Below are 22130 nucleotides of genomic sequence, written 5' to 3' on the forward strand. Positions count from 1 at the left end.
GCCCCGGTCACGAGGACTCGCTGACTGACGCGGACCCGTTGGCCGACAGCGCTCGTCGTTCCTCCGTGCGCAGCCAGAACGCCGACGCGATGATCACGAAGCCGCAGAACAGCACCAGGGTCCCCGGCCAGGACATGCCGACCAGCCACGCCAACGCGACCGCCACCACCAACAGGCCCCACGCGGCCAGCACCCACCGAGGAAGCCGCCGGCGCAGGACGAGGACCGCCACCCCGGTCCCGCCGACGACAACTATCCGCCAGTACTCGCCGAGCAACTCCCACACCATCGGCACGCTCCCTTCACGGAACCCACCCAACCCGAACCGTACTCAGGATCGGCGCCACAGGAAGCCGGCCACCGCGCCCATGCCGACCAACTTCAGCGCGTCCCGCACGCCCGGCCCCTGGCGCACCAGCAGCACCGGCCGGATCACCGCCGGCGGCGGCGGTTGTGGCACCGGCGCCAGGAGGTTCTCCTTCGCCGTCGCCGTCCACGCGGTGATGAACAACAGGAACCTGGACACCAGGTTGGCGAACACCAGCAAACCGATGGTCGACCCGAAAACCGAGCCCGCCGGTGAGTCGAGGACCGTTCCCAGATAAACCGTGAACACCTGCTTCAGCACCTCGAACCCGACCGCGGCGAGCGCCGCGCCGCGCACCGCGGATTTCACACTCACCCGTTGTCTCGGCAACCGCGAAATCACCCACAGGAACACCACCCAGTTCGCCAGTAAGCCCAACGCAACCGTGGCCACGCCCAACAGGAACAGCGCCCACGCGTCGTCGTCCAGACCGACCCAGCTCAGTAATGCCGAGCCGAACCCGGTCCCCACCGCGGTCAGTCCGAACGAGACCGCGAGCGCCAAACCCAGTCCCAGCAAGGAAAGCAGGTCCGACAACGCGGTCTTCAGAAACGGCCGATCCTGCTGGCGTTCCTGCCCCCACTGCGCGGTCAGCGCGTCCCGCAGGTTGCTCATCCAGCCGAGCCCGGAATACACCGCCGCCAGCAACCCGATCACCCCGACCGCGTTGCGCTGCTCGATCGACGCGTCCACGATCTTGTTGATCGTCGGCGCCAGTCCGGACGGCACCGCGTCCTCGATTCCGGTTTTCAGTTCCGCCAACTGCGCCGAATTCCCGGCAAGCACGAAACCCGCGACCGCGAACGCGATCATCAGCAACGGAAAAATCGACAGCACACTGAAATACGTGATCGCCGCCGCGTAATGGTTGCCATTCCGCTCGCTGAACGCCATACCCGCCCGGACCAGATGGTCCAGCCACGGTCGTTTGGCCCGCTGCCTGGTCAGAAACGACTCGTTGTCTCCCACGGGCAAACGCTATCCCGGGGCGTGGTCACCCCGCAGAACCAACAGCCAACCTCAACCGGCGGTCGGCGCGACCAGCCCCAGCCGGTCATAGGCGCTGGCCAGCGTCACCGACGCCACCTCGCGCGCCCGCTCCGCCCCGCGCGCAAGGATCTTGTCCAGCTCGGCCGGGTCGTCCAGGTAGGACCGCACCCGCTCCTGCACCGGCGTGACGAACTCGACCAGCGCCTCGCCGACTGCCTTCTTCAGGTCGCCGTAGCCCTTGCCGGCGAACTCACCGGCCAGCTCGGCCAGCGGCCGGCCGGCCAGCGCGGAGTAGATCGCCAGCAGGTTCGACACCCCGGGCTTGTGCTCCGGGTCGTAGACGATCTCCCGGCCGGTGTCGGTCACCGCGGAGCGGATCTTCTTCACCGACACCTTCTGCTCGTCCAGCAGCTCGATGATCCCGCCGGGCGACGAGGACGACTTGCTCATCTTCGCGCTCGGGTCCTGCAGGTCGTAGATCTTGGCCGCGTCCTTGACGATGTAGGGCTCCGGCAGCCGGAACGTCGTGCCGTAGCGGGCGTTGAACCGCTGCGCCAGGTCGCGGGTCAGCTCGAGATGCTGGCGCTGGTCCTCGCCGACGGGCACGAAGGCGGCCTGGTAGGCCAGGATGTCCGCGGCCTGCAACGCCGGGTAGCCGAACAGCCCGAGGCTGATCCGCTCGGCCTGCTGCTTGGCCGACTTGTCCTTGAACTGCGTCATCCGGCTGGCCTCGCCGAACCCGGTCAGGCACTGCATCACCCAGCCGAGCTGCGCGTGCTCTGGCACATGGCTCTGCACGAACAGCGTCGCCCGCTCCGGGTCGATGCCCAGCGCGAGCAGCTGCGCGGCCGACACCCTGGTCCGTCTGCGCAACAGCTCGGGATCGTGGTCGACGGTGATCGCGTGCAGGTCGACGACGCAGTAGAACGTGTCGTGGGTGTCCTGCATGGCCGCCCACTGGCGGATCGCACCCAGATAGTTGCCGAGGTGGAACGAGTCACCGGTCGGCTGGATGCCGGACAGGACCCGGGGGCGCTGCTCTGGTTGCGTCGACACGTGCCGGATTCTCCCAGAACCGCCTGACCGGACGTCGGTCAGGCCACGCGCTCGCCGGCGGCCGTCTCGATCGGCTCCGTGGCCTCCAGCACCGGCAGCGTGCCGCTCGGGTCCACCGGGATGGCGACCGTCGCGGCGGTGATCTCCCGACGCCGGTGCCGCAGCAGGCCGATGACCAGACCGCCGAAGCCGAGCACGACCGCGGCGATGCCGACCGGGCCGAGCAGCCCGAAGGACACGCTCGTCGCGGCGACGTCGTCATCCGCGAGGGTGGCCGCCGCCGCGCCCTGCGCCGCGGTGACCAGCGCGACGGGGACCAGGACCACGACAAGAACCAGCTTGCTCGCCATCGCCGCCGTGCGGGCCGCGACCGGGGCAACTCGGTTGCGCACTGGTGCGCCTCCTGCGCTCATCACCGTCGTAGTACCCCCGATAGGGGCACTTGGGGCCAGATACCTACTGACTGTGCAATCCAGATGGGCTGCGTTAGTCCGATCGGTACTGCGCGAGGGAGCGTAACCCCTCTGTAGGTGAGACGTCACGCGGGGGGCTGTGGTTCAGCCCACAGGCCAACTTGTGCCGAACTTCCTGCGCTGGTCAGGGTGCCGGGCGCAGCCAACCGCGCCGCTCGCCCTCGTCGAGGATCGCCGTCGCCGCCTGTCCAAGCGCCGCCGACGCGTCCCCGATGGTCGACTTCCTGGCCCGCACGTCGACGGCGGTGATGCCCGGCGTCCGCCAGGTCCCGCCGCGGGCCATCCAGTTGAGCAACAGCGGCTCGAGCCGGTCCATCGCCTTGGCGAACCGCGCCTCGGCGGTCTGCCGCGCCTCGAACTCGTCCCACAGCGCGCGCAGCGACCCGGCCTGGTCGGCGGGCAGCAGCCCGAACAGCCGCTGCGCGGCCGCCTGCTCGCGGGCGACCTGGCTGAGCGCGCCGACGCTGTCGTAGAGCGGGGTGTCCCCGGCGTAGATCTCCACCAGGTCGTGCACCACCACCAGCTGCACGGTCCGGCCGACGTCGATCGGCTCGTCGGCGTACTCGGCCAGCAGGATCACCATCAGCGCCAGGTGCCAGGAGTGCTCGGCGTCGTTCTCCCGCCGCCGCGCGGCCACCAGCGGCGACTGCCGCAGCACGGTCTTGAGCCGGTCGACCTCGACGAGGAAACCCAACTGCGCGGCGAGCCGCTCGTCGAGTGCGGCCGGCAGCGGGTTGTCTTCGATGAGCAGCGAGTCGTCCACGCCCGGACCCTCTCAACCGGACCAACGGCACAGCAAGCGATTAGTCCACGGGCCATGGCGGGCTAGGCTCAGCGCATGCCGCCAGGCCAGAGCACGCGACGGGTGACGGTGCTCGGCAGCTGCGCGTCCTGGCCGGAGCCCGGCCGCGCGTGCAGCGGGTTCCTCGTCGAGTACGACGGCTTCCGGGTAGTGCTCGACCTCGGGTTCGCGACCCTGCCCCGACTGCTGGCGCACTGCCCCAACGGCGCGGTGGACGCGGTCGTGATCACCCACGCGCACACCGACCACTGCGTCGACCTCAACGGCCTGCTGCGGGTGCGCCACTACGGCGAGCGCACCCACGAGCGGATCCCCCTGCTGTGCCCGCCGGGGGTCGCCGACCTGGTCGACGCGCTGGAACCCAGGCCACGGCTGGCCGAGCTGTTCGACGTGCGGGCGCTGCCCGGCACCCACCGGATCGGGCCGTTCCAGGTCACCGGGCTGGCCCTGCCCCACCATGTGCCGGCCAGCGGCGTGCGGCTCAGCACCCCCGCCATGACGATCGCCTACACCGGCGACACCGGCCCCCACGAGAACCTCGCCGAGCTTGGCCTGCGGGCGGACCTGTTCATCGTGGAGGCCACCCTGCAGGGAGACCACACCAGCGAGCACCTGCTGTCCGCGCGCCAGGCCGGCCGCTGGGCCACCGCGGCGGGCGCGCGCCGGCTGCTGCTCACCCACTTCTGGCCGGGCAGCGACCGCGGGGTGTCCCTCGCCGAGGCGGCGACGACCTTCGACGGGGAGACGATCGCCGCCGAGGAAGGGCTGACGATCGAGCTCTGAGTGCCGCGTTCAGCCGCAGTCGCGGCCCGGCATGGTCCTGACGAAGTCGACCGAGACCCAGCGGCCATCGCCGAGCTTGCGGAAACCGTTCTCCACGACCTTGTCCGCGTCCGACTCCTCGCCCTGGGCGAGTTGGTCGACCACGTTGGCCTCGTCCTTCACCGGCGCCGACCGCACGTTCAGTCCGTCCACAGTGGACGAAATGCGGCACTCGGCGGCGGCGGGGGCCGGCTGGGTGTCGCCGTCGGCCCGTTGCTCGGAGCCCTGCACGTAGATGACATAGAGACCGACCGCGATCACCAACGCGATCAGCGTGCGCTTGCCGCTCCACTTGATCTTCAGCAGCTTCATGGGACCGCTCCCAACATGAGCGTCGTCAGCGCCTGTCCCCCAGATATAACCCAGGTAGCTCGAGTTGGGAACGAGCCCCGTTCGGAACCACTCGCACGGGCGAGTCGACACCACGTTCTGTCAGCGCACGTGCAAATGCACCGAGCGGCGGCCACCATGAGGTGACCGCCGCTCGGGTATGACCGGGATCGTCAGCCGGCCATCTTCTTCTGCAGGTTCTCGTCGAGCGTGGCCAGGAACTGCTCAGTGGTCTGGAACTCCTGGTCCTTGCCGACCAGCAGCGCCAGGTCCTTGGTCATCTTGCCGCTCTCCACGGTCTCGATGATCACCTGTTCCAGCGTGTGCGCGAACCCGGACACCTCCGGCGTGCTGTCCTGCCGGCCGCGCGCGTCCAGGCCGCGGGTCCAGGCGAAGATCGACGCGATCGGGTTGGTCGAGGTCGGCTTGCCGGCCTGGTGCTGGCGGAAGTGCCTGGTCACCGTGCCGTGCGCGGCCTCGGCCTCAACCTTGCCGTCGGGCGTCATCAGCACCGAGGTCATCAGGCCGAGCGAGCCGAAGCCCTGCGCGACCGTGTCGGACTGGACGTCGCCGTCGTAGTTCTTGCACGCCCAGACGTAGCCGCCCTCCCACTTGAGCGCCGCGGCGACCATGTCGTCGATCAGCCGGTGCTCGTAGGTGATGCCCTTGGCGTCGAACTCCGCCTTGAACTCGGCGTCGAAGATCTCCTGGAACACGTCCTTGAACATGCCGTCGTAGGCCTTGAGGATGGTGTTCTTGGTCGACAGGTAGACCGGGTAGCCGCGGTCGAGGCCGTAGCGCATCGACGCCCGCGCGAAGTCCTCGATGGACTTGCGGTAGTTGTACATGCCGACCGCGACGCCACCGCCCTCCGGGAAGTTGGCGACCTCGAACTCCATCGGCTCACTGCCGTCGGCCGGGGTGTAGCTGATGGTCAGCGTGCCGGGACCGGGCACCTTGAAGTCGGTGGCCTTGTACTGGTCGCCGTGGGCGTGCCGGCCGATGATGATCGGCTTGGTCCAGCCGGGCACCAGTCGCGGGATGTTGGAGATGACGATGGGCTCCCGGAAGATCACGCCGCCCAGGATGTTGCGGATCGTGCCGTTGGGGCTGCGCCACATCTTCTTCAGGCCGAACTCCTCGACCCGCGCCTCGTCCGGGGTGATGGTGGCGCACTTGACGCCGACCCCGTGCTTGCCGATGGCGTGCGCGGCGTCCACCGTGACCTGGTCGTCGGTGGCGTCCCGGTGCTCCATGCCCAGGTCGTAGTAGTCCAGGTTGATGTCCAGGTACGGATGGATCAACTTGTCCTTGATGAACTGCCAGATGATGCGGGTCATCTCGTCGCCGTCCAACTCGACGACCGTCCCCTGAACCTTGATCTTGGCCATGTGCCGGGATGCTCCTCTCGCGTCTTCATCGCGCGCGTGTGTTCGCCTGCTTAGCCCACCCAAACGGTACACGCGTACTGCTATGGGTGGGCTCCGGGTCAGGCCAACCCGGCGACCGCGGCGATGATCCGCTGGGTGATCGCCGGCTGCTCGGCCCCGCCCATGTGCAGCGTGTTGACCGAGAACACCACCCGGCGCGACAGGTCGCGGGTGGCCGCCATGCCGTTGTTGTAGCCGGGCCGGTCGCCGGTCTTGCCCCAGAAGACGAGCTCGCCGACCGGGAAGCGGCCAAGGCCGAGCCCGAACTGGGCCGGCACGTCGTTGGCCGGGTCGTCGTCGCCGTCGAAGGCCGGCACCCTCGGCACGTCGAACAGCAGCGCGGTCTGCGCCGGCGGGAGCAGCCTGCCGGACATCAGCGCGGTGAGGAACCGCTCCAGGTCGGGCGCGTTGGAGATCATCTCCGCGGCGGCCCACTGGAAGGTGGGGTCGGCCTCGGTGATGTCCACGTACTCGCCGTCGAGCAGCTCGTACCCCTTGGCGTGCGGGCCGTGGACGTGCCGGTCGCGGCCGGGGACGGTGGTCGCGGACAGGTGCAGCGGCCGGAGCACGTGGTCGCGGATGGCCTCGCCGTACGGGCGGCCGGTGACCCGCTCGATCACCACGCCGAGCACCAGGTAGTCGATGTTGCCGTAGTGCTGCCTGGTCCCCGGCGCGAACAGTGGGTCGCGGCCGGTGAAGGCGAGGTCGAGCAGCTCGTCGGGGCTCCAGGTGCGGAAGCGGTTCGCCAGGAACCAGGTCGGGTCCTTGTGGGCGATGTCGATGCCGGGCAGCCCGGAGGTGTAGTTCACGAGTTGGCGCACGGTGATCGCCGGGTAGTGCGCCGGCAGCGTGCCCGGCAGGTAGCTCTGGACGGTCCGGTCGAGGTCGAGCCGGCCGATGGCGACCAGGCCGAGCGCGGCGGTCGCGGTGAACGTCTTGGTCATGCTGCCGATGCGGAACCGGCCGTCGGCCGGCACCGGCGCGCCGGTGTGGATGTTCGCGACGCCGGCGGTCGCCCGCCAGGTGCCGGCGTGGTCGCGGATCCGGACGAGGGCACCGCTGGCCTCGTCGTCGGGCAACCCGGCGATCGCGGCGCGCACGTCGCCGCGGTCGATCGGCGGGAGGTCCTCGGCCACCGCCGGGCCGGTGGCGGTGGCCAGGAGGGCCGCGGTCGCGGCCAGGACGGTGAACTGCTGCCAAACTCTCATGCGGCCGACTCAAACAGCCGCCGGCGCTCCCGCCATCCGGCACAAACCCTGACCCGACCCCTGATCATGGTCGGGGGTCGGCCCACTCCTTCGCCAGCATGGCGTACACGATCTCGTCCGCCCACTCGCCCTTGATCTGCGCGTTCTGCACGAAGTGGGCCTCGCGGCGCAGCCCGAGCTTGGCCATCAGCCGCGCCGAGGCGGTGTTGGAGCCGGCGCACCTGCCGATGATCCGGTGCAGGCCAAGGCCGTCGAAGCCCAGCCGCAGCATCTCCACCGCCGCCTCGCGGGCATAGCCGTGGCCGTGGTGGTCCGGGTGGAACACGAAACCGAACTCGCCCTGACGGTCGCTCTCGGACAGCCACGCCAGGTTGACCTCGCCGACCAGCTCGCCGGTCTCCCGGAGCACCACCGCGAGCACCAGGATGTCCCCGGCGCGCGCCAGCGTGGTGACCGTGCGGCGGCGGGCGAGCACCTCGGCGGTCGCCGCCAGGTCGCGCGGGTCGTTGAGCAGGTAGCGGGCCACCTCGGGCAGCTTCTGGTACGCGTGCAGCGCGTCGAGGTCGCGCTCGGCGAAGGGACGCAGGGTCAGGCGGACGGTCTCGATCGGGTAATCAGGTCGGAGCACACCCGTCAACGTAGCCGGAGCTAGCGCGGCAGGTACTGCAGCCGGCGCTGCCGCCGGTTGCGCGCCAGCACGTTCCTGGTCGCCCGGACCGAAAGCGAACCGACCAGCAGGAAGGTCAGGAGCTTCATGCCTTCCAGGATGAGCGGCCGGGCTCGGAAAGTCGTCAGCGTCGGCGAGACTTCCGCGATGCGCCGACAGCGGTAGTTCCACCAGGCAACGTACTCTCCCCGGCGTAGCCGGCGGGCCGTGCCATGATGACCGCATGGCGACCTGGTTGACCACCGACTCCGAGGCCAACGAGCTGCTCGACCGCGAGCCGCTGGCGCTGCTCATCGGCATGTTGCTCGACCAGCAGGTGCCGGTCGAGACCGCGTTCGCCGGGCCGAGGAAGATCCACGACCGGATCGGGTCGCTGGACGCGCGGACCATCGCCGAGTACGACCAGGACGAGTTCGTCGCGCTGTGCTCAACGCCGCCGGCGATCCACCGGTTCCCCGGCTCGATGGCCAAGCGGATCCAGGCGCTGTGCCACGGGCTGGTCGACGCCTACGACGGCGACGCCGAGGCGGTCTGGACCGCCGGCAAGCCAACGGGCGCCGAGGTGCTCAAGCGGCTCAAGGGCCTGCCCGGCTTCGGCGAGGCGAAGGCCAAGATCTTTCTCGCGCTGCTCGGCAAGCAGCGCGGACTCACCGCGACCGGCTGGCGGCAGGCGGCGGGCGACTACGCGACGAAGGGTACGTACCGCTCCGTAGCCGACATCACCGACCAGGCATCGCTGCTCGAGGTGCGGGCATACAAGAAGGAAATGAAAGCCGCCGCCAAGGCAGCCAAAAACTGATCTAGCCGAGCAAGATCGGCGACCAGACGTTTCTTGATCTGGTTGGTTTGTTTCAGCGCGCGCAGGGTAACGAACCCCACTCTTGTTTGACTCGGGCGACCGCGTGTGTTTAGCGTTCCGGCGGGTCCCCCGAGGGTGAACAGGGGGAACTCAGTGCTGAAACGCCAGATAGGGAACGAGTGAATAAGACCTCCATCCGGCGTGGCCGGACGCTGTCCATTCGCGCGCGCGTGCTCTCGATCGCACTCGTGCCGTGTTTCGTATTCCTGCTCGCCGGGGCCGGCGGTGCCGGATATCTGATCTATGACGCGGCCAGCACCCGCAACTATTTCACCCTCGCCAGCGACGCCCAACGGGCCGCGCTCCCACTGATCATGGCCCTCGAGGAGGAGCGCCGGCTCACGCTGCGTAACCTCGCCAGCCTCGGCACGTACCAGTCCGCGCTGCTCCAGCAGCGCCAGCAGACCGACGGGTTGGTCGATCCGGTCCGCAGCACGCTCGGCGAGCTGTCCGACGTGGCGCCCGAGTCGGTGCGCCAGGCCGCGGGCGATGTCACCACGCTGATGACCCAGCTGCCCCAGCTGCGTACCAGGGTGGACGACAACCAGGTCAGCGTGAACGACTCGTTCACCTTCTACAACAGCGTCATCGACCGCTTCATCGACGGCGCCCAGGGCCTGGCCCAGTTCGGCCCGGACGCCGAGTCGGTGCACCAGCTCGGCGTCACCACCGGGCCGCTGCTCACCTCGGTCGACCAGATGCTCCGGGCCGACGCGCTGGCCTCGGCGAACACCGCCGGCGGTGGCCTGAGCCGGGCCAACTACCGCCAGTACCAGGGCCTGATCAACTCCTATCACCTGCAGCTGGAAAAGACCATGACGCTGGCCGAGCCGGCAGTACAGGAGCGCTACGCCCAGCTCAAGGAGACCCCGGCCTGGCAGCGGCTGGTCGAGGTGGAGAACACCCTGCTCGGCGGCGGGTCCCAGATCCCGATCAGCGAGGACCTGTGGCGGGCCGCGGCCCGCGACGTCGGCGCCGAGCTGATGGCCATGCTCACCACCCAGGCCAGGGCCACCATCGCGAGCGCGGTGGACCGGCTGGACACCGCGCTGACCCAGGCGATCATCGCCGGCGCGGTGGTGCTGCTGCTGGCCGCGACCCTGTTCGTCTTCGCGCTGCGGCTGTCCCGCAGGCTCATCATGCGCCTCACCCGGCTGCGTACCGAGACCCTCGACCTCGCCGACGTCAGGCTCCCCCAGCTGGTGCGGAAGGTGCGCACCGGCGCGGAGATCACCGTCGAGGACTCGGTGCGGCTGGTCGACCACGGCCGCGACGAGCTCGGCGAGGTGGCCGAGGCGTTCAACAAGGCCCAGCACACCGCCGTCAACGCCGCCGTGCAGGAGGCGCGGACCAGGGAGGGCACCAACGCGGTCTTCCTCAACATCGCCCGCCGCAGCCAGGTCATCGTGCACCGCCAGCTCAAGGTGCTCGACGAGGCCGAGCGCCGGCAGGAGGATCCCGAGCAGCTGGAGATGCTCTTCCAGCTCGACCACCTGTCCACCAGGGCCAGGCGCAACGCGGAGAACCTGATCATCCTGGGCGGCGGCCAGCCGGGTCGCCGGTGGCGCAACCCGGTCAGCCTGACCGAGCTGGCCAGAGGGGCCGCCGCCGAGACCGAGGACTTCGCCCGGGTCAAGATCGCCAAGCTGCCGCCGGTCGCGGTGAACGGGCCGGTCGTCGGTGACCTGGTGCACCTGCTGGCCGAGCTGCTCGACAACGCGTCCTCGTTCTCCCCGCCGGACTCGCGGGTGGACGTGCGGGGCAACGTCGTCGGCCGGGGTGTCGTGCTGGAGATCGAGGACCAGGGCGTCGGCATGGCGGGCGAGGCGGCGGACGCGTTCAACGAGATGCTCCACAGCCCGCCCGACTTCGGCATCATGGCGCTGTCCGACGAACCGCGTCTCGGCCTGTTCGTGGTGGCCAGGCTGGCCGGGCGGCACGGGATCTCGGTCACCCTGCGCGAGTCGGCCTACGGCGGCACCCGGGCGATCGTGCTGGTCCGCACCGAACTGCTGACCGACGTGCCGGCCGACGACCAGCCGGCCCCGGCCAGTCAGCCCGCTCCGGCCGACCAGCCGACCGAGTACCTGCCGGCGCCACCGGCAGGCCCGCCCGTGCTGTCCTCGTTCCGCCAGACGCTGCCGGAGTTCCCGGTGGTCCAGGCCGCGCCGGGAGAGAACCTGTTCCGCCCACAGCGCCCGATCGACGAGCAGCCGGCGCCGAGTCCCCGACCGCCGGCACCGCCAGCACCGTCCTCGGCCACCGAGGCAGGGCGGGCACCGAACGGGACCGGGTCAGCCGGCGGGCAGCGGCGGGCGCCGAACGGAACCAGCGCGACCAGCGAGACCGGGCAGACGAACGGCACGCGAGCAGACCACGAGACCGGTGCGCGGGCCGCCAGCGAGCAGACCGGGCAGGCACCGAACGGGACGCCTGCGAACGGCAGGCCGCCGCTGCCGCAACGGCGGCGCCAGCAGAACCTCGCGCCGCAACTGCGGGAGGAGCCGGACCAGGAACCGACCTGGCCAGAGCGCGAGGCCGCCGACGACACCCCGGACGCGGCCCGCAGCCGGCTCTCCGCGTTCGTGCACGGCACGCGGCGGGCCCGCGAGCAGCCTGGTTTCGACGAGACGAACGGGAACGGAGTGCGCCATGGCCAGCACCGCGCTGAATGAGCTGGACTGGTTGCTCGACGAGCTGGTCAAGCGGGTGACCGGAGCCGACCGGGCGGTCGTGCTCTCCTCCGACGGGTTGCTCATCGGCAAGTCGTCCGGCCTCGATGACGCCGACGCCGAGCACCTCTCGGCGGTGGCCTCGGCCTTCCAGAGCCTGGCCAGGGGCACCGGCCGGCACTTCGGCGGCGGCGAGGTGCGCCAGACGCTGGTCGAGATGGACCACGCGTTCCTGTTCGTCACCGCCGCCGGGCAGGGCGCCTGCCTCGCGCTGCTGGCCGACGAGTCGGTGGACATCGGGATGATCGCCTACGAGATGAACCTCATGGTCAAGCGAGTCGGCGCGGTGCTCACCGCCAAGCCGCGCGAGCCAGCGGTCCGACCGGTGCCATGACCGCGCACCAGGACCAGGAGGCGTGGTTCGACGACGCGGCCGGCCCGCTGGTCCGGCCCTACGCCGTCACCGGCGGGCGGACCAGGGCGGACACGATCGGCCTTGACCTGATCACGCTCGTGGTCGCGGTGCGCGAGCCGGCGGGCCATCTGGAGCCGGAGTCGGTGCGCATCCTGCGGGTCTGCCAGCAGCCGATCTCGGTGGTCGAGGTCGCCGCGCACGTCAACCTGCCGTTGCAAGTGGTGAAGGTGCTGCTCAGTGACCTGATCACGCAGAACCTGGTGATCTACCGGTCGGCCGGCCAGCAGGCGGAAACCCCCAGCCCACAAGTACTCCAGGCGGTTCTCGATGGCATCCGGAAGCTCTGAACGCAACGTCACCGCGACGGCGGTGAAGATCGTCGTCGCGGGCGGGTTCGGGGTCGGCAAGACCACGATGGTCGGGTCGGTCAGCGAGATCGCGCCGTTGCGCACCGAGGAGCTGATCACCGAGGCGTCCGCGGGCGTGGACGACCTGGCCGGCGTGGAGCGCAAGCACACGACGACGGTGGCGCTGGACTTCGGCCGGATCACGATCAACCCGCAGCTGATCCTCTACCTGTTCGGCACCCCGGGGCAGAACCGGTTCTGGTTCATGTGGGACGAGCTGGCCAAGGGCGCGCTCGGCGCGGTCGTGCTGGCCGACACCCGACGGTTGGACAGCTGCTTCCCGGCGGTCGACTTCTTCGAGGGCCGGGGGGTGCCGTTCATCGTGGCGGTCAACTGCTTCGCCGACGCCTACGACTACACCGTCGAGGAGGTCCGCGCGGCGCTGGACCTCGACCAGCGGGTGCCGGTGCTGCTCTGCGACGCCCGCGACCGGGAGTCGACCAAGCAGGTGCTGATCACGATGATGCAGTACGTGCTGGCCGAGTCCCGGCTCGCCGGCGCCCACTGAGGAAACCCGCTGAGGAAACCCGGCCGCGGTCAGGGTTTGCGGGCCACCGCGGCCGCGCTGCACTGTTCGACCTGGTTGAGGGGGCGCAGCTTGGGGCCGTCCGGCCACCACAGGTCGCTGAGCTCCCAGCCCGCCGGCTTGCCGGGCGCGGGCGGCACCAACTCGAGGCCGGGCAGGAACTCCGCCAGCTGGGCGCGGGTGCGGAACATGCCCGAGCCCATCGGGCTGTGTACGAAGACCTCCTCCATCTTCCTGGCCAGCGCGCTGTGCTCGGGGGTCTCCGGGTCGAAGAAATGCGAGATCGCCACGAAACTGCCCGCCGGCAGGCCGTCGACGTATTCCCGCATCAGGTCGCCGCCGTCGTCGTCCGTGTAATGGTGCAGCGTGCCCACCTGCAACAACCCGACCGGCTTGGTGAAGTCGATGTATTTGCGCACGAGCTCGTGGTTGAGCACCTCCGCCGGCCGGAAGATATCCGCCGAGACGAAATGCGTGTAGTCGTTCTCGGTCAGCAGTGCCTGGCCGTGCGCGATCACCACCGGGTCGTTGTCCACGTAGACCACACGCGCGTCCGGCGCCACCCGCTGGGCGATCTGGTGGGTGTTCTCCGCGGTCGGCAGCCCGGAGCCGCAGTCGATGAACTGCCGGATCGCGCCCTGGTCGGCGAGAAAACGGACCGCCCTGGTGAGGAAGTTCCGGTTCGACCACGCCAGGTCGTTCACCTCCGGCGCCACCCGCCGAACCTGCGCCAGCACCTCACGGTCGATCTCGTAGTTGTCCTTGCCCCCCAACGCCGCGTCGTACACCCTGGCGATGCTCGCCCTGGTCGCGTCGACCCCGACGGGGACAGAACTCGGCGCCGCGTACTGGGAACCGGCCTCGGACATCGCTTACCTCGCAACCCGACGAACTGCAGTGGTGGTTCCCGCCAGCCTAGTGACGCCCGCCCGCCCGCCACCAGTGCATCTGCACATGCAGCCACAGAAAGTCAGCGAAACCCGCCAACAATTCCCTCAGAAAACCAGCAAGAATCACCCATTCGGTCCAGCAAGACCGTCAACCCAACCCAAGGTTTCCGCAACCGCACCTAAGGGGAACGTGACGCAACTCAGCCACAAGTACGTACCCAATCAGCACATCCACCCCAAGGCAACCAGCACCTTAAAGCTCGGGGAGGCGGGCTAGTTGGCTAGGAAGATCAGGTCTGGGTCGCCGCGTGGCACGGGTACCGCGACCGTCTCGACCGAGGCGAACCGTTCGGCCAGTCGCGCGACGAACGCCGGGCTCTCCCCGGCACTCCACACCGCGAGCACCCCGCCCGGCACCAGCGCATCGGCCAACCGCGACAGCCACGGTTCCCGGTACAGCGCGATGTTCCCGGCCGTGACTGTCCACTCAGGACCATTGTCGATGTCCAGACAGATCGCGCCGAACCGACTACCGCACGCCGGCAACCAGGCGAGCAGGTCGGCCGCGACACACCGGACCATCGGGTCGGCGAGCGCGTCGCCGTGCCGGCCGGCCAGCGGCCCCCGGTTCCAGTCGATCACCGCGCGCTCCCGCTCGACCACCACGACCTCGCCGACCCTCGGCTCGTCGAGCGCGGCCCGCAGCGAGAACCCGACCCCGAGCCCGCCGACCAGCATCGAGGCTCCGGCCGGCATCCGCGCCGCGGCGGCGGCCACCATCAACCGCTCGGACTCGCCGTTGCGGGTGTCCATCAGAAAGACGCCGTTGGCGATGATCTCGAAATGCTCGCCGGCCCGCCGCAGCACCAGTTCACCGCACTCGCCGGTCACCCGATCGAGCACGACAGGATCTTCGCTCATCACCGGACAGCCTATGGAGCGCTACCCTGGGCGCACGGAGGTGGTCCTATGCAAGCCCAAGTAGGCGACCGACTCCATGTCCACGGTCGCCATGTCGGAAACCCGGACCAACTGGGCGAGATCGTCGAAGTCCGAGGCAACCAGGGCGCTCCGCCCTACCTCGTCCGCTTCCCCGACGGTCGCGAGACCCTCGTTTTCCCCGGCCCGGACTGCGTCGTCGAGCAGGCCTGAGGTCACGCAACGTGAACGGCGCCTTCCGGGCGATTCCGGAAGGCGCCGTTCGTTGGTTCGCGGGTCAGACCTTGGTGATCTCGTCGATCAGCCCGTCGATGTCGAAGTGCGCGGACTCCTCACCGAGCGGGACGATCGACGCGGTCGCCGCCAGGAAGTCGGCCACGCCGTCATGGTCGAGTTCCAGCAGCGCGTAGCCCTCCGGTGACTCGATCTCCACGACCAGCATCTCCAGGCCGCGATCGGTCAACGGGTGCAGGCGGACGTCCCCCATGCCGGCCGCGGCCGACAGGCCCTCGACCAGCAGATCACGGGAGAACACCCACTCCACCCAGCGGTTGCGGTCGGTCTGGAACGCGGCCACCACCGTGAACGGCTGGTCGGCTCGGTAGGACCAGCGCGAACGTACCGGCGTGGAGCCGGCGTACAACGACACGAGTTCTGCGTGCACTGCGTCGGTAGTCATCTCTGGCCCTCCTCCTTCGATCCGCCGTCGCGGGTCGGTCAAGGGTGAGATGACCAGGTGGACAGCTCGTGATGCGTGGTTGACGAAATTTCACGCTATCTGGTGGCTCCTTGGCCACGCACCGGTCTCGGCCGACTCCGGTGCGCGAGAAACGGCCTCTTTCAGATGAGACCCAGACCACGCACCGCGTCGCGCTCCTCGGCCAGCTCGGCGACCGACGCGTCGATCCGCTCCCGGGAGAAGTCGTCGATCTCCAGACCCTGGATGATCTCCCACTCACCATCGGCGCACCGCACCGGGAACGACGAGATCAGGCCCTCCGGCACGCCGTAGGAACCGTCCGAGGCCACCGCCATCGACGTCCAGTCGGCGCCGTGCACCCAGTCGTACACGTGGTCGACAGCCGCGTTCGCCGCCGACGCGGCCGACGAGGCGCCCCTGGCCTCGATGATCGCGGCACCCCGCTTGGCCACGGTCGGGATGAACGTGTCGCGCAGCCACGCGTCGTCGTTGACCGCCTCGACCGCCGGGCGGCCGCCGACCTCGGCGTGGAACAGGTCCGGGTACTGGGTGGCCGAGTGGTTGCCCCAGATCGTCAGCTTCGCGATCTCCGACACCGAGACGCCGAGCTTGCCGGCGACCTGGGAGAGCGCGCGGTTGTGGTCGAGGCGGGTCATCGCGGTGAACCGCTCCGCCGGCACGTCCGGCGCGTGTGACCTGGCGATCAACGCGTTCGTGTTCGCCGGGTTGCCGACCACGAGCACGCGCACGTCGGCCGAGGCGCCGGCGTTGATCGCCTCGCCCTGCGGCTTGAAGATGCCCCCGTTGGCCTCGAGCAGGTCGCCGCGCTCCATGCCCTTGGTCCGCGGGCGGGCGCCGACGAGCAGGGCCACGTTCACCCCGTCGAACGCGTGCTTGGCGTCGTCGGTGATGTCGATGCCGGCCAGCAGCGGGAAGGCGCAGTCGTCGAGCTCCATCGCGGTGCCCTCGGCGGCCTTGAGTGCCTGCGGGATCTCCAGCAGCGACAGCCGCACGGGCGTGTCCGGCCCGAGGAGCTGCCCGGAGGCGATGCGGAACAGCAGTGCGTAACCGATCTGGCCGGCGGCACCGGTGACGGTGACCTTGACGGCAGCCTTGCTTGCCACAGCGATCCTTCCCGATGGACGTGAATGCGGTGCCAGGAGGCTAGCAAGCGGCTACTGGTCGCGGCCCTGGTGGGAGCGCACCGTCACACCGGGTTTCCCTCGTCGATGACTCAGTTGTCGATGGTGAGCGCGACCGCCATCATGCAGACGCCGAAGATCGTGTAGGTCAGCGCGTCGATGCCCCGGCTGCGGATCACGATCAGCCCGGCCTGCTCGTCGGACAGCAGCACCCGCAGGCCGGCCGCCAGCACCAGCGCGGCGCCCATCAGCACGGTGCCCTCGCGCCAGTGGTAGAGCATGATCCGCGCCAGCCCGAGCGCCACCACGGCCATCACCAGGCCGAACGGCAGGTGCGCGAGGACGGGGTGGCGGCGGCGGTGCGGCGAGGTCACCCGCTGCTCCGCTCCGCGGCCAACACGGTGTTGGTCAGCAGCATGGCGATGGTCATCGGGCCGACCCCGCCCGGCATCGGCGCGAGATGACCGGCCACCTCAGACACGTTCGGGTGAACATCGCCGACCAGACCCTGGTCGGTCCTGGTGATGCCGACGTCCAGCACCGCCGCCCCCGGCTTGACCATGTCCGCGGTGATCAGTGCCGGGTTGCCGGCGGCGGCCACCACGATGTCGGCCCGGCGCACCTCGGCGGCCAGGTCCTTGGTGCCGGTGTGGCAGAGGGTCACGGTGGCGTTCTCGCTGCGGCGGGTCAGCAGCAGGCCGAGCGGGCGGCCGACGGTCACGCCGCGGCCGACGATCGTGGCCCGCGCGCCGGCGATCGGCACGTCGTAGCGGTTGAGCAGCTCGAGGATGCCGGTCGGGGTGCACGGCAGCGGGCCGGCCTCGCCGAGCACGAGCCTGCCCAGGTTGGTGGGGTGCAGGCCGTCGGAGTCCTTGGCCGGGTCGACCCGCTCCAGGGCGGCGCCGGCGTCGAGGTGGCCGGGCAGGGGCAGCTGGATCAGGTAGCCGGTGCAGGCCGGGTCGGCGTTGAGCTCGTCGATGACCTCGTGCAGCTGGGCCTGGGTGATGTCGGCCGGCAGGTCACGGCGGATGGAGGTGATGCCGACCTTCTCGCACGCGCGGTGCTTGCCGCGGACGTAGGAGTGTGAGCCGGGGTCCTCGCCGACCAGCACCGTGCCGAGGCCGGGCACCACCCCGCGGGCGGCGAGGGCGGCCACCCGGGTGCGCAGGTCGTCGAAGATGGCGTCGCGGGTGGCCTTGCCGTCCAGGATCGTCGCGGTCACGGGCGTCATCCTCTCACTCCGCCAACGCCGGGGCGCAGGGCCACGATCGCGACCGCCACCATCGTCAGCCCGGCGCCGATCGCGCTGGTCACCGACAGGCCACCGGCCGCGGGCACGGTCGCGTCGAGCAGCACCGCGCCGACGAGTTGACCGGTGACCGAGCCGAGGCCGAGCACCAGCACGCCGGTGTAGCGCACCGCGGTCACCGCGGTGAGCACGGCGATGATGCCCAGCGGGCCGCCGGTGTAGAGCCACCAGTCACCGGGTGGCGGCGCGGGCAGCCCGCGGATGAGCAGGTCGACCGCGGTGGCGACGGTCAGCACCAGCGCGCCGACGGCGAAGTTGACCAGCGTCGGCACGATGACGTTGGCGGACTCGACGCGGACCAGCCCGTTCATCGCCAGCTGCCAGGCGAGGCCGAGCCCGGCCACCGCCGGGAGCAGCGCCCACCACAGCCCGCCTGGCTGGTCGGTCGCGCCACGGTCGGACACCGCGACGATCACCGCGACGATCGCGACGCCCGCGCCGGCCGCGCGGGCCGGGGTCACCGGCTGCGCGGCGGACGGGCCGATGCCCTGGCGGTCGACCCACAGGCTGGCCACCACCTGTCCGGCGACCGCGGTCACGGTGAACACGGCCACGCCAAGAATTGACACGGTAAGTCCCTGTGTGGTGACCAACCAAGCACCACAGGCGCCGCCAAGGCACTGCCAAAGGCGGAGGCGGCCACCACGTACGCTGGATCGAAGCCGGCGCAGACCGGCACGCGCGGACGGCGTCACGGCGACGGCCACGACCAGCAGGACGGCGCCGATGCCGAACGAGAAAAGGGCGGCGAACACGCCGTCGTTCATAAGGTGACCGAGCTGGCCGTTGACGCGGCCCTGAACGGCGAGTGCCACCCCGCCGCCCGCGGCGAGAGCGGTGCCCGCCACCCGTACCCGGGCGGGGGGATGATGTGGTGAGGAGATCACGTGTGTACATCCTCGGCCACGGGTTCGCCGTGGTTTTTGGCGGCCCGGTAAGGGAGCTTGCCGAGCCGCCGCGGAATCTACGAGGGAAGATGTGAGCGTGGCACAACCGACCCAGCTAACCCCGACCGAGCAGGACGCCCTGGTCAAACAGATCGGGCTGGCGATGTTGCGGGTGGCGCCCGATGACTGGGAGCAACTGAACGTCGACTACCGGGCTGTCGGCCGCTATGCCGAGTCGACCGCACAGGTCGTCTTCGCGGACGGCGCGTCGGACCAGTGGACGATGCCGACCGACCTGCAGGGGCTGTTCGCCCGGCTGCGCGGCGGAATGTATCGGGAGGGGCGCGGCACCTGGTTCAACGCCAGGTACCGCCTCGATCATCCGTCCAGCTACAACCTGGAGTACGACCGCGAGGAGCCGCGGTGGGACAACCCGCCGCCCCCGCAGGCCTACCCGGACGACATGCGGCTGTTCCCGAGGACCGAGGACAACGTGCCGGCGTGGCTGCGCCGGCGGCTGGCCTCGGCGCCGCCGCCGCGCTTCCGGGTGGCACGGATCTTCGACGGCCCGCCGGTCGACGGTGGCCGCCCGACGGTCAACCGGCCGCCGGTCGACCCGGACGACTTCGCCGACCTGCTGAAGTACCTGGACAACGCGCCGGTCGTCGGGCCGGCGCGGGGGTTCGACATCGACCGGTTCGACCAGGAGGGCCGCCCGGCGGTGCCGGTCGCCTTCCACACCGACGGGACGTGGATCTGGCCGGCCGCGGTGAACTACTACCTGCGTGAGCACGATGTGCCGCCGGAGCCGGATCTGGTCGAGCACGTGGTGCGGTCGGGTTTCCGGCCGCCGATGGTGGACGACGCGACCCGCGCGGCCGCGGCGGCCTTCCTCGGCCCCGCGGCTGGTCCCGGCCCGTCCGCCGGCCCCGGCCCCGGCCCCGGTGGCCATGGTGGACCCGGTGGTCCGCCGAGGAAGCCACCGCCAGGACCGGCCCCGACCAGGGCGCTGCAACTGCCGGCGCCGGCGAACCCACTGGCGACGGCGGGTTCGCCGCCGCCGGCCGCGTTGCCGTCGAGCGGTCCGCCGGGGCGGACGGTGGACGCGCTGCGGTCGCGGCTGGACGAGCTGGGGATCCCGCTGACCGCGTACCGGATCGGCCCGCCTGCCGGCCGGGCGTGGACCATGGACCAGACCGAGGACGGCTGGCGGGTCGGGTGGTTCGACCGCGAGTTCGTCGCGCCCGCGATGTTCGAGGATGTCGCCGACGCGTCGGCGTTCCTGCTCGGCAAGCTGCTGCTCGACGCCGACCGGTGGCAATCGGGTCCCGGTCCCGGCCATGGGCCTGGTCACGGGCCTGGACACGGGGCGCGGCCGCCGGGGCTGCCGGTGCCGCCGGCGCCGGTGCCGCCGCCGGCCGACGAGCCGGCCGACTTCGCACTGTCGAACGACCCGGCGGAGGCGTTCGCGCCGCCGACGGTGATCGCCAAGCCGCCTGGCCGGCCGGACTCGCCGAGGGCGGCGTTCGACTTCGATCGCGGGGACGAGCGGACCAGGTTCAGCCCGCCGGCCGAGCCGTCGTTCAACGGGTCGCGGACCAACGGCTCGCGGCCGGACTCGCCGTTCGATCCGGGGAACTCGCCCTACCCGTCGCGGTCCGACCGTGCCGGTTCGATCTTCGAGCCGGCCACCCGTCCGGACGAGTCCGGGCGTCCCGAGTCGGGTTTCGACCCGGGGCGGCTGGAGGGTTTCGAGTCCGGCCGACCGGAGCCTGCGTTCGAGTCGGGTCGCCAGGAGCCGCGCTTCGACTCCCGGCACCCCGAGCCAGGCTTCGACCAGGGACGGCCAGAACCCAGTCCCGACTCCCGGCGCGCCGAGGCGGGCTTCGACCACGGGCGCCCAGAGCCCGGTTTCGACCACGGGCGGCCAGAGCCGAGTTTCGACTCCCGACACCCGGAATCGGGCTTCGACCAGGGACGACCAGAGTCCGGTTTCGACCATCGGCACCCCGAGGCGGGATTCGACCAGGGACGGCCGGAGTCGGGCTTCGACCAGGCGCGGTCCGATGCGCCGTTCGATCCGCGACAGTCCGAGTCGACGTTCGAGCCCCGGCGCCATGATTCGGCACGCGCCGAACAGGGCTTCGACACCCGCCACGCCGAGTCGGCGAACGCGGAGCAGGACTTCGACACCAGGCACGGCGAGCCGGTCTTCGAACCGACGCGATCCGAGCCGCCGTTCGAGTCCCGCCGCGCCGAACCAGCCCGCGCGGAACGACACCCCGAACCCAGCTTCGAAGCCGCCCTCGCCGAGGGCTTCGGCTCGCGTCGAGCCGACCCGGCCTTCGACCCGGCGCGCGCGGTCGAGTCGTTCGACGCGCGCTCGGCCGAGCCAGCGCGTGCGGAGCGGGGCTTCGACACCCGGCACACCGAGTCGGCACATGCCGAGCAGGACTTCGACACCCGGCACGCCGAACCGACCCGTGCGGAGCCGGACTTCGAACCGCGTCGGGCCGAGCCGGCGCACGCCGAGCAGGACTTCGACACCAGGCACGGCGAGCCGGTCTTCGAACCGACGCGATCCGAGCCGCCGTTCGAGTCCCGCCGCGCCGAACCAGCCCGCGCGGAACGACACCCCGAACCCAGCTTCGAAGCCGCCCTCGCCGAGGGCTTCGGCTCACGTCGAGCCGACCCTGGCTTCGAGCCGGCGCGGCGGGCGAGCCGGGCGGATGTCGCACTCGACCCGACCAGGGTCGAGCCGGCGCTGGGCAGTTCGTTCCGGTCCGACCCGGCCAGGCACGAGCCCGCGCTCGACAGCCCGACCACGGTCGCGGCGCCCGCCCGCCCGGCGGCCGCGAATGCCGGTGCCGGGCAGGGCAACCAGGAGTGGCCGGTCAACCCGTTGCCCGGCGAGCCGCCGCTGACCCTGTTCCGCGGCAAGCGACTCGTGGAGCTGGAACCGGGCACCGAACTCGACCGCTTCGGCGAGGACGACGGGAACCTGGCCTACGCGGTCGGCACCCCGTTCCACAAGCGGTCGCTGGTGCCGGAATGGGTGGAACGGCCCTACCACGCCTACCGGGTGCGCGAGCCGGTGCAGGTGCTGAGCGGTACCGCGATCCCGTGGTTCGACCAGCCGGGCGGCGGCACCGCGTACCTGCTGCCGGAGGCCATCGGCGACCTGGTGGCCACCGGCCGCATCGTGGAGATCAACGGCCGGGAGCGCCCGCCGGCGTGAC

At 70.6% G+C, this 22130-nt stretch carries 24 protein-coding genes; 8 read left to right on the forward strand and 16 right to left on the reverse strand.

What is annotated here, in order from left to right:
• Positions 1-7 precede the first annotated feature (7 nt).
• The 5 genes from ACYVIP_RS08300 to ACYVIP_RS08320 form a co-directional block, all read right to left on the reverse strand.
• Positions 8-289: a hypothetical protein gene (locus ACYVIP_RS08300; protein WP_460393782.1), complete on the reverse strand. Its 282-nt coding sequence runs from the start codon at positions 287-289 to the stop codon at positions 8-10.
• A 42-nt stretch (positions 290-331) separates the two neighbouring features.
• Positions 332-1336, reverse strand: coding sequence for an inner membrane protein YhjD (gene yhjD / locus ACYVIP_RS08305; RefSeq protein WP_460393784.1), 1005 nt, complete (start codon positions 1334-1336; stop codon positions 332-334).
• 51 nt (positions 1337-1387) lie between these two features.
• Positions 1388-2413: a tryptophan--tRNA ligase gene (gene trpS, locus ACYVIP_RS08310; protein WP_460393786.1), complete on the reverse strand. Its 1026-nt coding sequence runs from the start codon at positions 2411-2413 to the stop codon at positions 1388-1390.
• A 38-nt stretch (positions 2414-2451) separates the two neighbouring features.
• Positions 2452-2805: a hypothetical protein gene (locus ACYVIP_RS08315; protein WP_460393788.1), complete on the reverse strand. Its 354-nt coding sequence runs from the start codon at positions 2803-2805 to the stop codon at positions 2452-2454.
• A gap of 205 nt (positions 2806-3010) precedes the next feature.
• Positions 3011-3649, reverse strand: coding sequence for an HD domain-containing protein (locus ACYVIP_RS08320; RefSeq protein ID WP_460393790.1), 639 nt, complete (start codon positions 3647-3649; stop codon positions 3011-3013).
• A 75-nt stretch (positions 3650-3724) separates the two neighbouring features.
• Between ACYVIP_RS08320 and ACYVIP_RS08325 the strand changes: the two genes are divergently transcribed.
• On the forward strand, positions 3725-4471 hold the full coding sequence (locus tag ACYVIP_RS08325; protein WP_460393792.1) for an MBL fold metallo-hydrolase: 747 nt from the start codon (positions 3725-3727) through the stop codon (positions 4469-4471).
• Between the two features lie 9 nt (positions 4472-4480).
• On the opposite strand, the gene ACYVIP_RS08330 is transcribed toward ACYVIP_RS08325, so the two are convergent.
• The 4 genes from ACYVIP_RS08330 to ACYVIP_RS08345 form a co-directional block, all read right to left on the reverse strand.
• On the reverse strand, positions 4481-4822 hold the full coding sequence (locus ACYVIP_RS08330) for an SH3 domain-containing protein (RefSeq protein ID WP_460393794.1): 342 nt from the start codon (positions 4820-4822) through the stop codon (positions 4481-4483).
• A 191-nt stretch (positions 4823-5013) separates the two neighbouring features.
• Positions 5014-6231, reverse strand: coding sequence for an NADP-dependent isocitrate dehydrogenase (locus ACYVIP_RS08335; RefSeq protein WP_460393796.1), 1218 nt, complete (start codon positions 6229-6231; stop codon positions 5014-5016).
• 98 nt (positions 6232-6329) lie between these two features.
• A complete protein-coding gene (locus tag ACYVIP_RS08340; RefSeq protein ID WP_460393798.1) occupies positions 6330-7478 on the reverse strand; it encodes a serine hydrolase domain-containing protein in 1149 nt (382 codons plus the stop codon).
• Positions 7479-7542: 64 nt separating this feature from the next.
• Positions 7543-8106 carry a GNAT family N-acetyltransferase gene (locus ACYVIP_RS08345; RefSeq protein ID WP_460393800.1) on the reverse strand — a complete coding sequence of 188 codons (564 nt, stop codon included), beginning with the start codon at positions 8104-8106 and terminating at the stop codon, positions 7543-7545.
• 262 nt (positions 8107-8368) lie between these two features.
• Here ACYVIP_RS08345 and ACYVIP_RS08350 point away from each other — a divergent pair, with 262 nt between their 5' ends.
• From ACYVIP_RS08350 to ACYVIP_RS08370, 5 genes are all read left to right on the forward strand, one after another.
• Entirely contained in the window at positions 8369-8944 is a 576-nt protein-coding gene (locus ACYVIP_RS08350; protein WP_460393802.1) for an HhH-GPD-type base excision DNA repair protein, read from the forward strand.
• A gap of 179 nt (positions 8945-9123) precedes the next feature.
• Positions 9124-11679, forward strand: coding sequence for a sensor histidine kinase (locus ACYVIP_RS08355; protein ID WP_460393804.1), 2556 nt, complete (start codon positions 9124-9126; stop codon positions 11677-11679).
• Positions 11657-12070 (forward strand): roadblock/LC7 domain-containing protein, encoded by a 414-nt coding sequence (locus tag ACYVIP_RS08360; protein WP_460393806.1) that lies wholly within the window; start codon positions 11657-11659, stop codon positions 12068-12070. The genes ACYVIP_RS08355 and ACYVIP_RS08360 overlap by 23 nt, the downstream gene beginning before the upstream one ends.
• Positions 12067-12438: a DUF742 domain-containing protein gene (locus ACYVIP_RS08365; RefSeq protein WP_460393808.1), complete on the forward strand. Its 372-nt coding sequence runs from the start codon at positions 12067-12069 to the stop codon at positions 12436-12438. The genes ACYVIP_RS08360 and ACYVIP_RS08365 overlap by 4 nt, the downstream gene beginning before the upstream one ends.
• Positions 12419-13006 (forward strand): GTP-binding protein, encoded by a 588-nt coding sequence (locus ACYVIP_RS08370; protein WP_460393810.1) that lies wholly within the window; start codon positions 12419-12421, stop codon positions 13004-13006. The genes ACYVIP_RS08365 and ACYVIP_RS08370 overlap by 20 nt, the downstream gene beginning before the upstream one ends.
• Positions 13007-13035: 29 nt before the next feature.
• Here the strand turns inward: ACYVIP_RS08370 and ACYVIP_RS08375 are convergent, their stop codons facing one another.
• Positions 13036-13893 (reverse strand): SAM-dependent methyltransferase, encoded by an 858-nt coding sequence (locus ACYVIP_RS08375; RefSeq protein WP_460393812.1) that lies wholly within the window; start codon positions 13891-13893, stop codon positions 13036-13038.
• Between the two features lie 294 nt (positions 13894-14187).
• Entirely contained in the window at positions 14188-14835 is a 648-nt protein-coding gene (locus ACYVIP_RS08380) for a spermidine synthase (RefSeq protein WP_460393814.1), read from the reverse strand.
• Between the two features lie 48 nt (positions 14836-14883).
• Between ACYVIP_RS08380 and ACYVIP_RS08385 the strand changes: the two genes are divergently transcribed.
• The gene (locus ACYVIP_RS08385; RefSeq protein WP_460393816.1) at positions 14884-15066 is read left to right on the forward strand and encodes a DUF1918 domain-containing protein; all 183 of its coding nucleotides are present in this window, start codon (positions 14884-14886) and stop codon (positions 15064-15066) included.
• Positions 15067-15130: 64 nt separating this feature from the next.
• Here the strand turns inward: ACYVIP_RS08385 and ACYVIP_RS08390 are convergent, their stop codons facing one another.
• From ACYVIP_RS08390 to ACYVIP_RS08410, 5 genes are all read right to left on the reverse strand, one after another.
• A complete protein-coding gene (locus ACYVIP_RS08390; protein ID WP_460393818.1) occupies positions 15131-15532 on the reverse strand; it encodes an SsgA family sporulation/cell division regulator in 402 nt (133 codons plus the stop codon).
• Between the two features lie 161 nt (positions 15533-15693).
• The gene (locus ACYVIP_RS08395; protein WP_460393820.1) at positions 15694-16677 is read right to left on the reverse strand and encodes a malate dehydrogenase; all 984 of its coding nucleotides are present in this window, start codon (positions 16675-16677) and stop codon (positions 15694-15696) included.
• A 110-nt stretch (positions 16678-16787) separates the two neighbouring features.
• Entirely contained in the window at positions 16788-17069 is a 282-nt protein-coding gene (locus ACYVIP_RS08400; protein WP_460393822.1) for a DUF3017 domain-containing protein, read from the reverse strand.
• Complete coding sequence (locus ACYVIP_RS08405) at positions 17066-17917, reverse strand: bifunctional methylenetetrahydrofolate dehydrogenase/methenyltetrahydrofolate cyclohydrolase (protein ID WP_460393824.1); 852 nt, start codon at positions 17915-17917, stop codon at positions 17066-17068. Before ACYVIP_RS08405 ends, ACYVIP_RS08400 begins: the two co-directional genes overlap by 4 nt.
• 5 nt (positions 17918-17922) lie before the next feature.
• Positions 17923-18891: a DMT family transporter gene (locus ACYVIP_RS08410; RefSeq protein WP_460393826.1), complete on the reverse strand. Its 969-nt coding sequence runs from the start codon at positions 18889-18891 to the stop codon at positions 17923-17925.
• A 97-nt stretch (positions 18892-18988) separates the two neighbouring features.
• Here ACYVIP_RS08410 and ACYVIP_RS08415 point away from each other — a divergent pair, with 97 nt between their 5' ends.
• Complete coding sequence (locus ACYVIP_RS08415; protein ID WP_460393828.1) at positions 18989-22129, forward strand: TNT domain-containing protein; 3141 nt, start codon at positions 18989-18991, stop codon at positions 22127-22129.
• The last annotated feature ends 1 nt before the right edge of the window (position 22130 follow it).

Source organism: Actinophytocola sediminis, assembly GCF_054779715.1.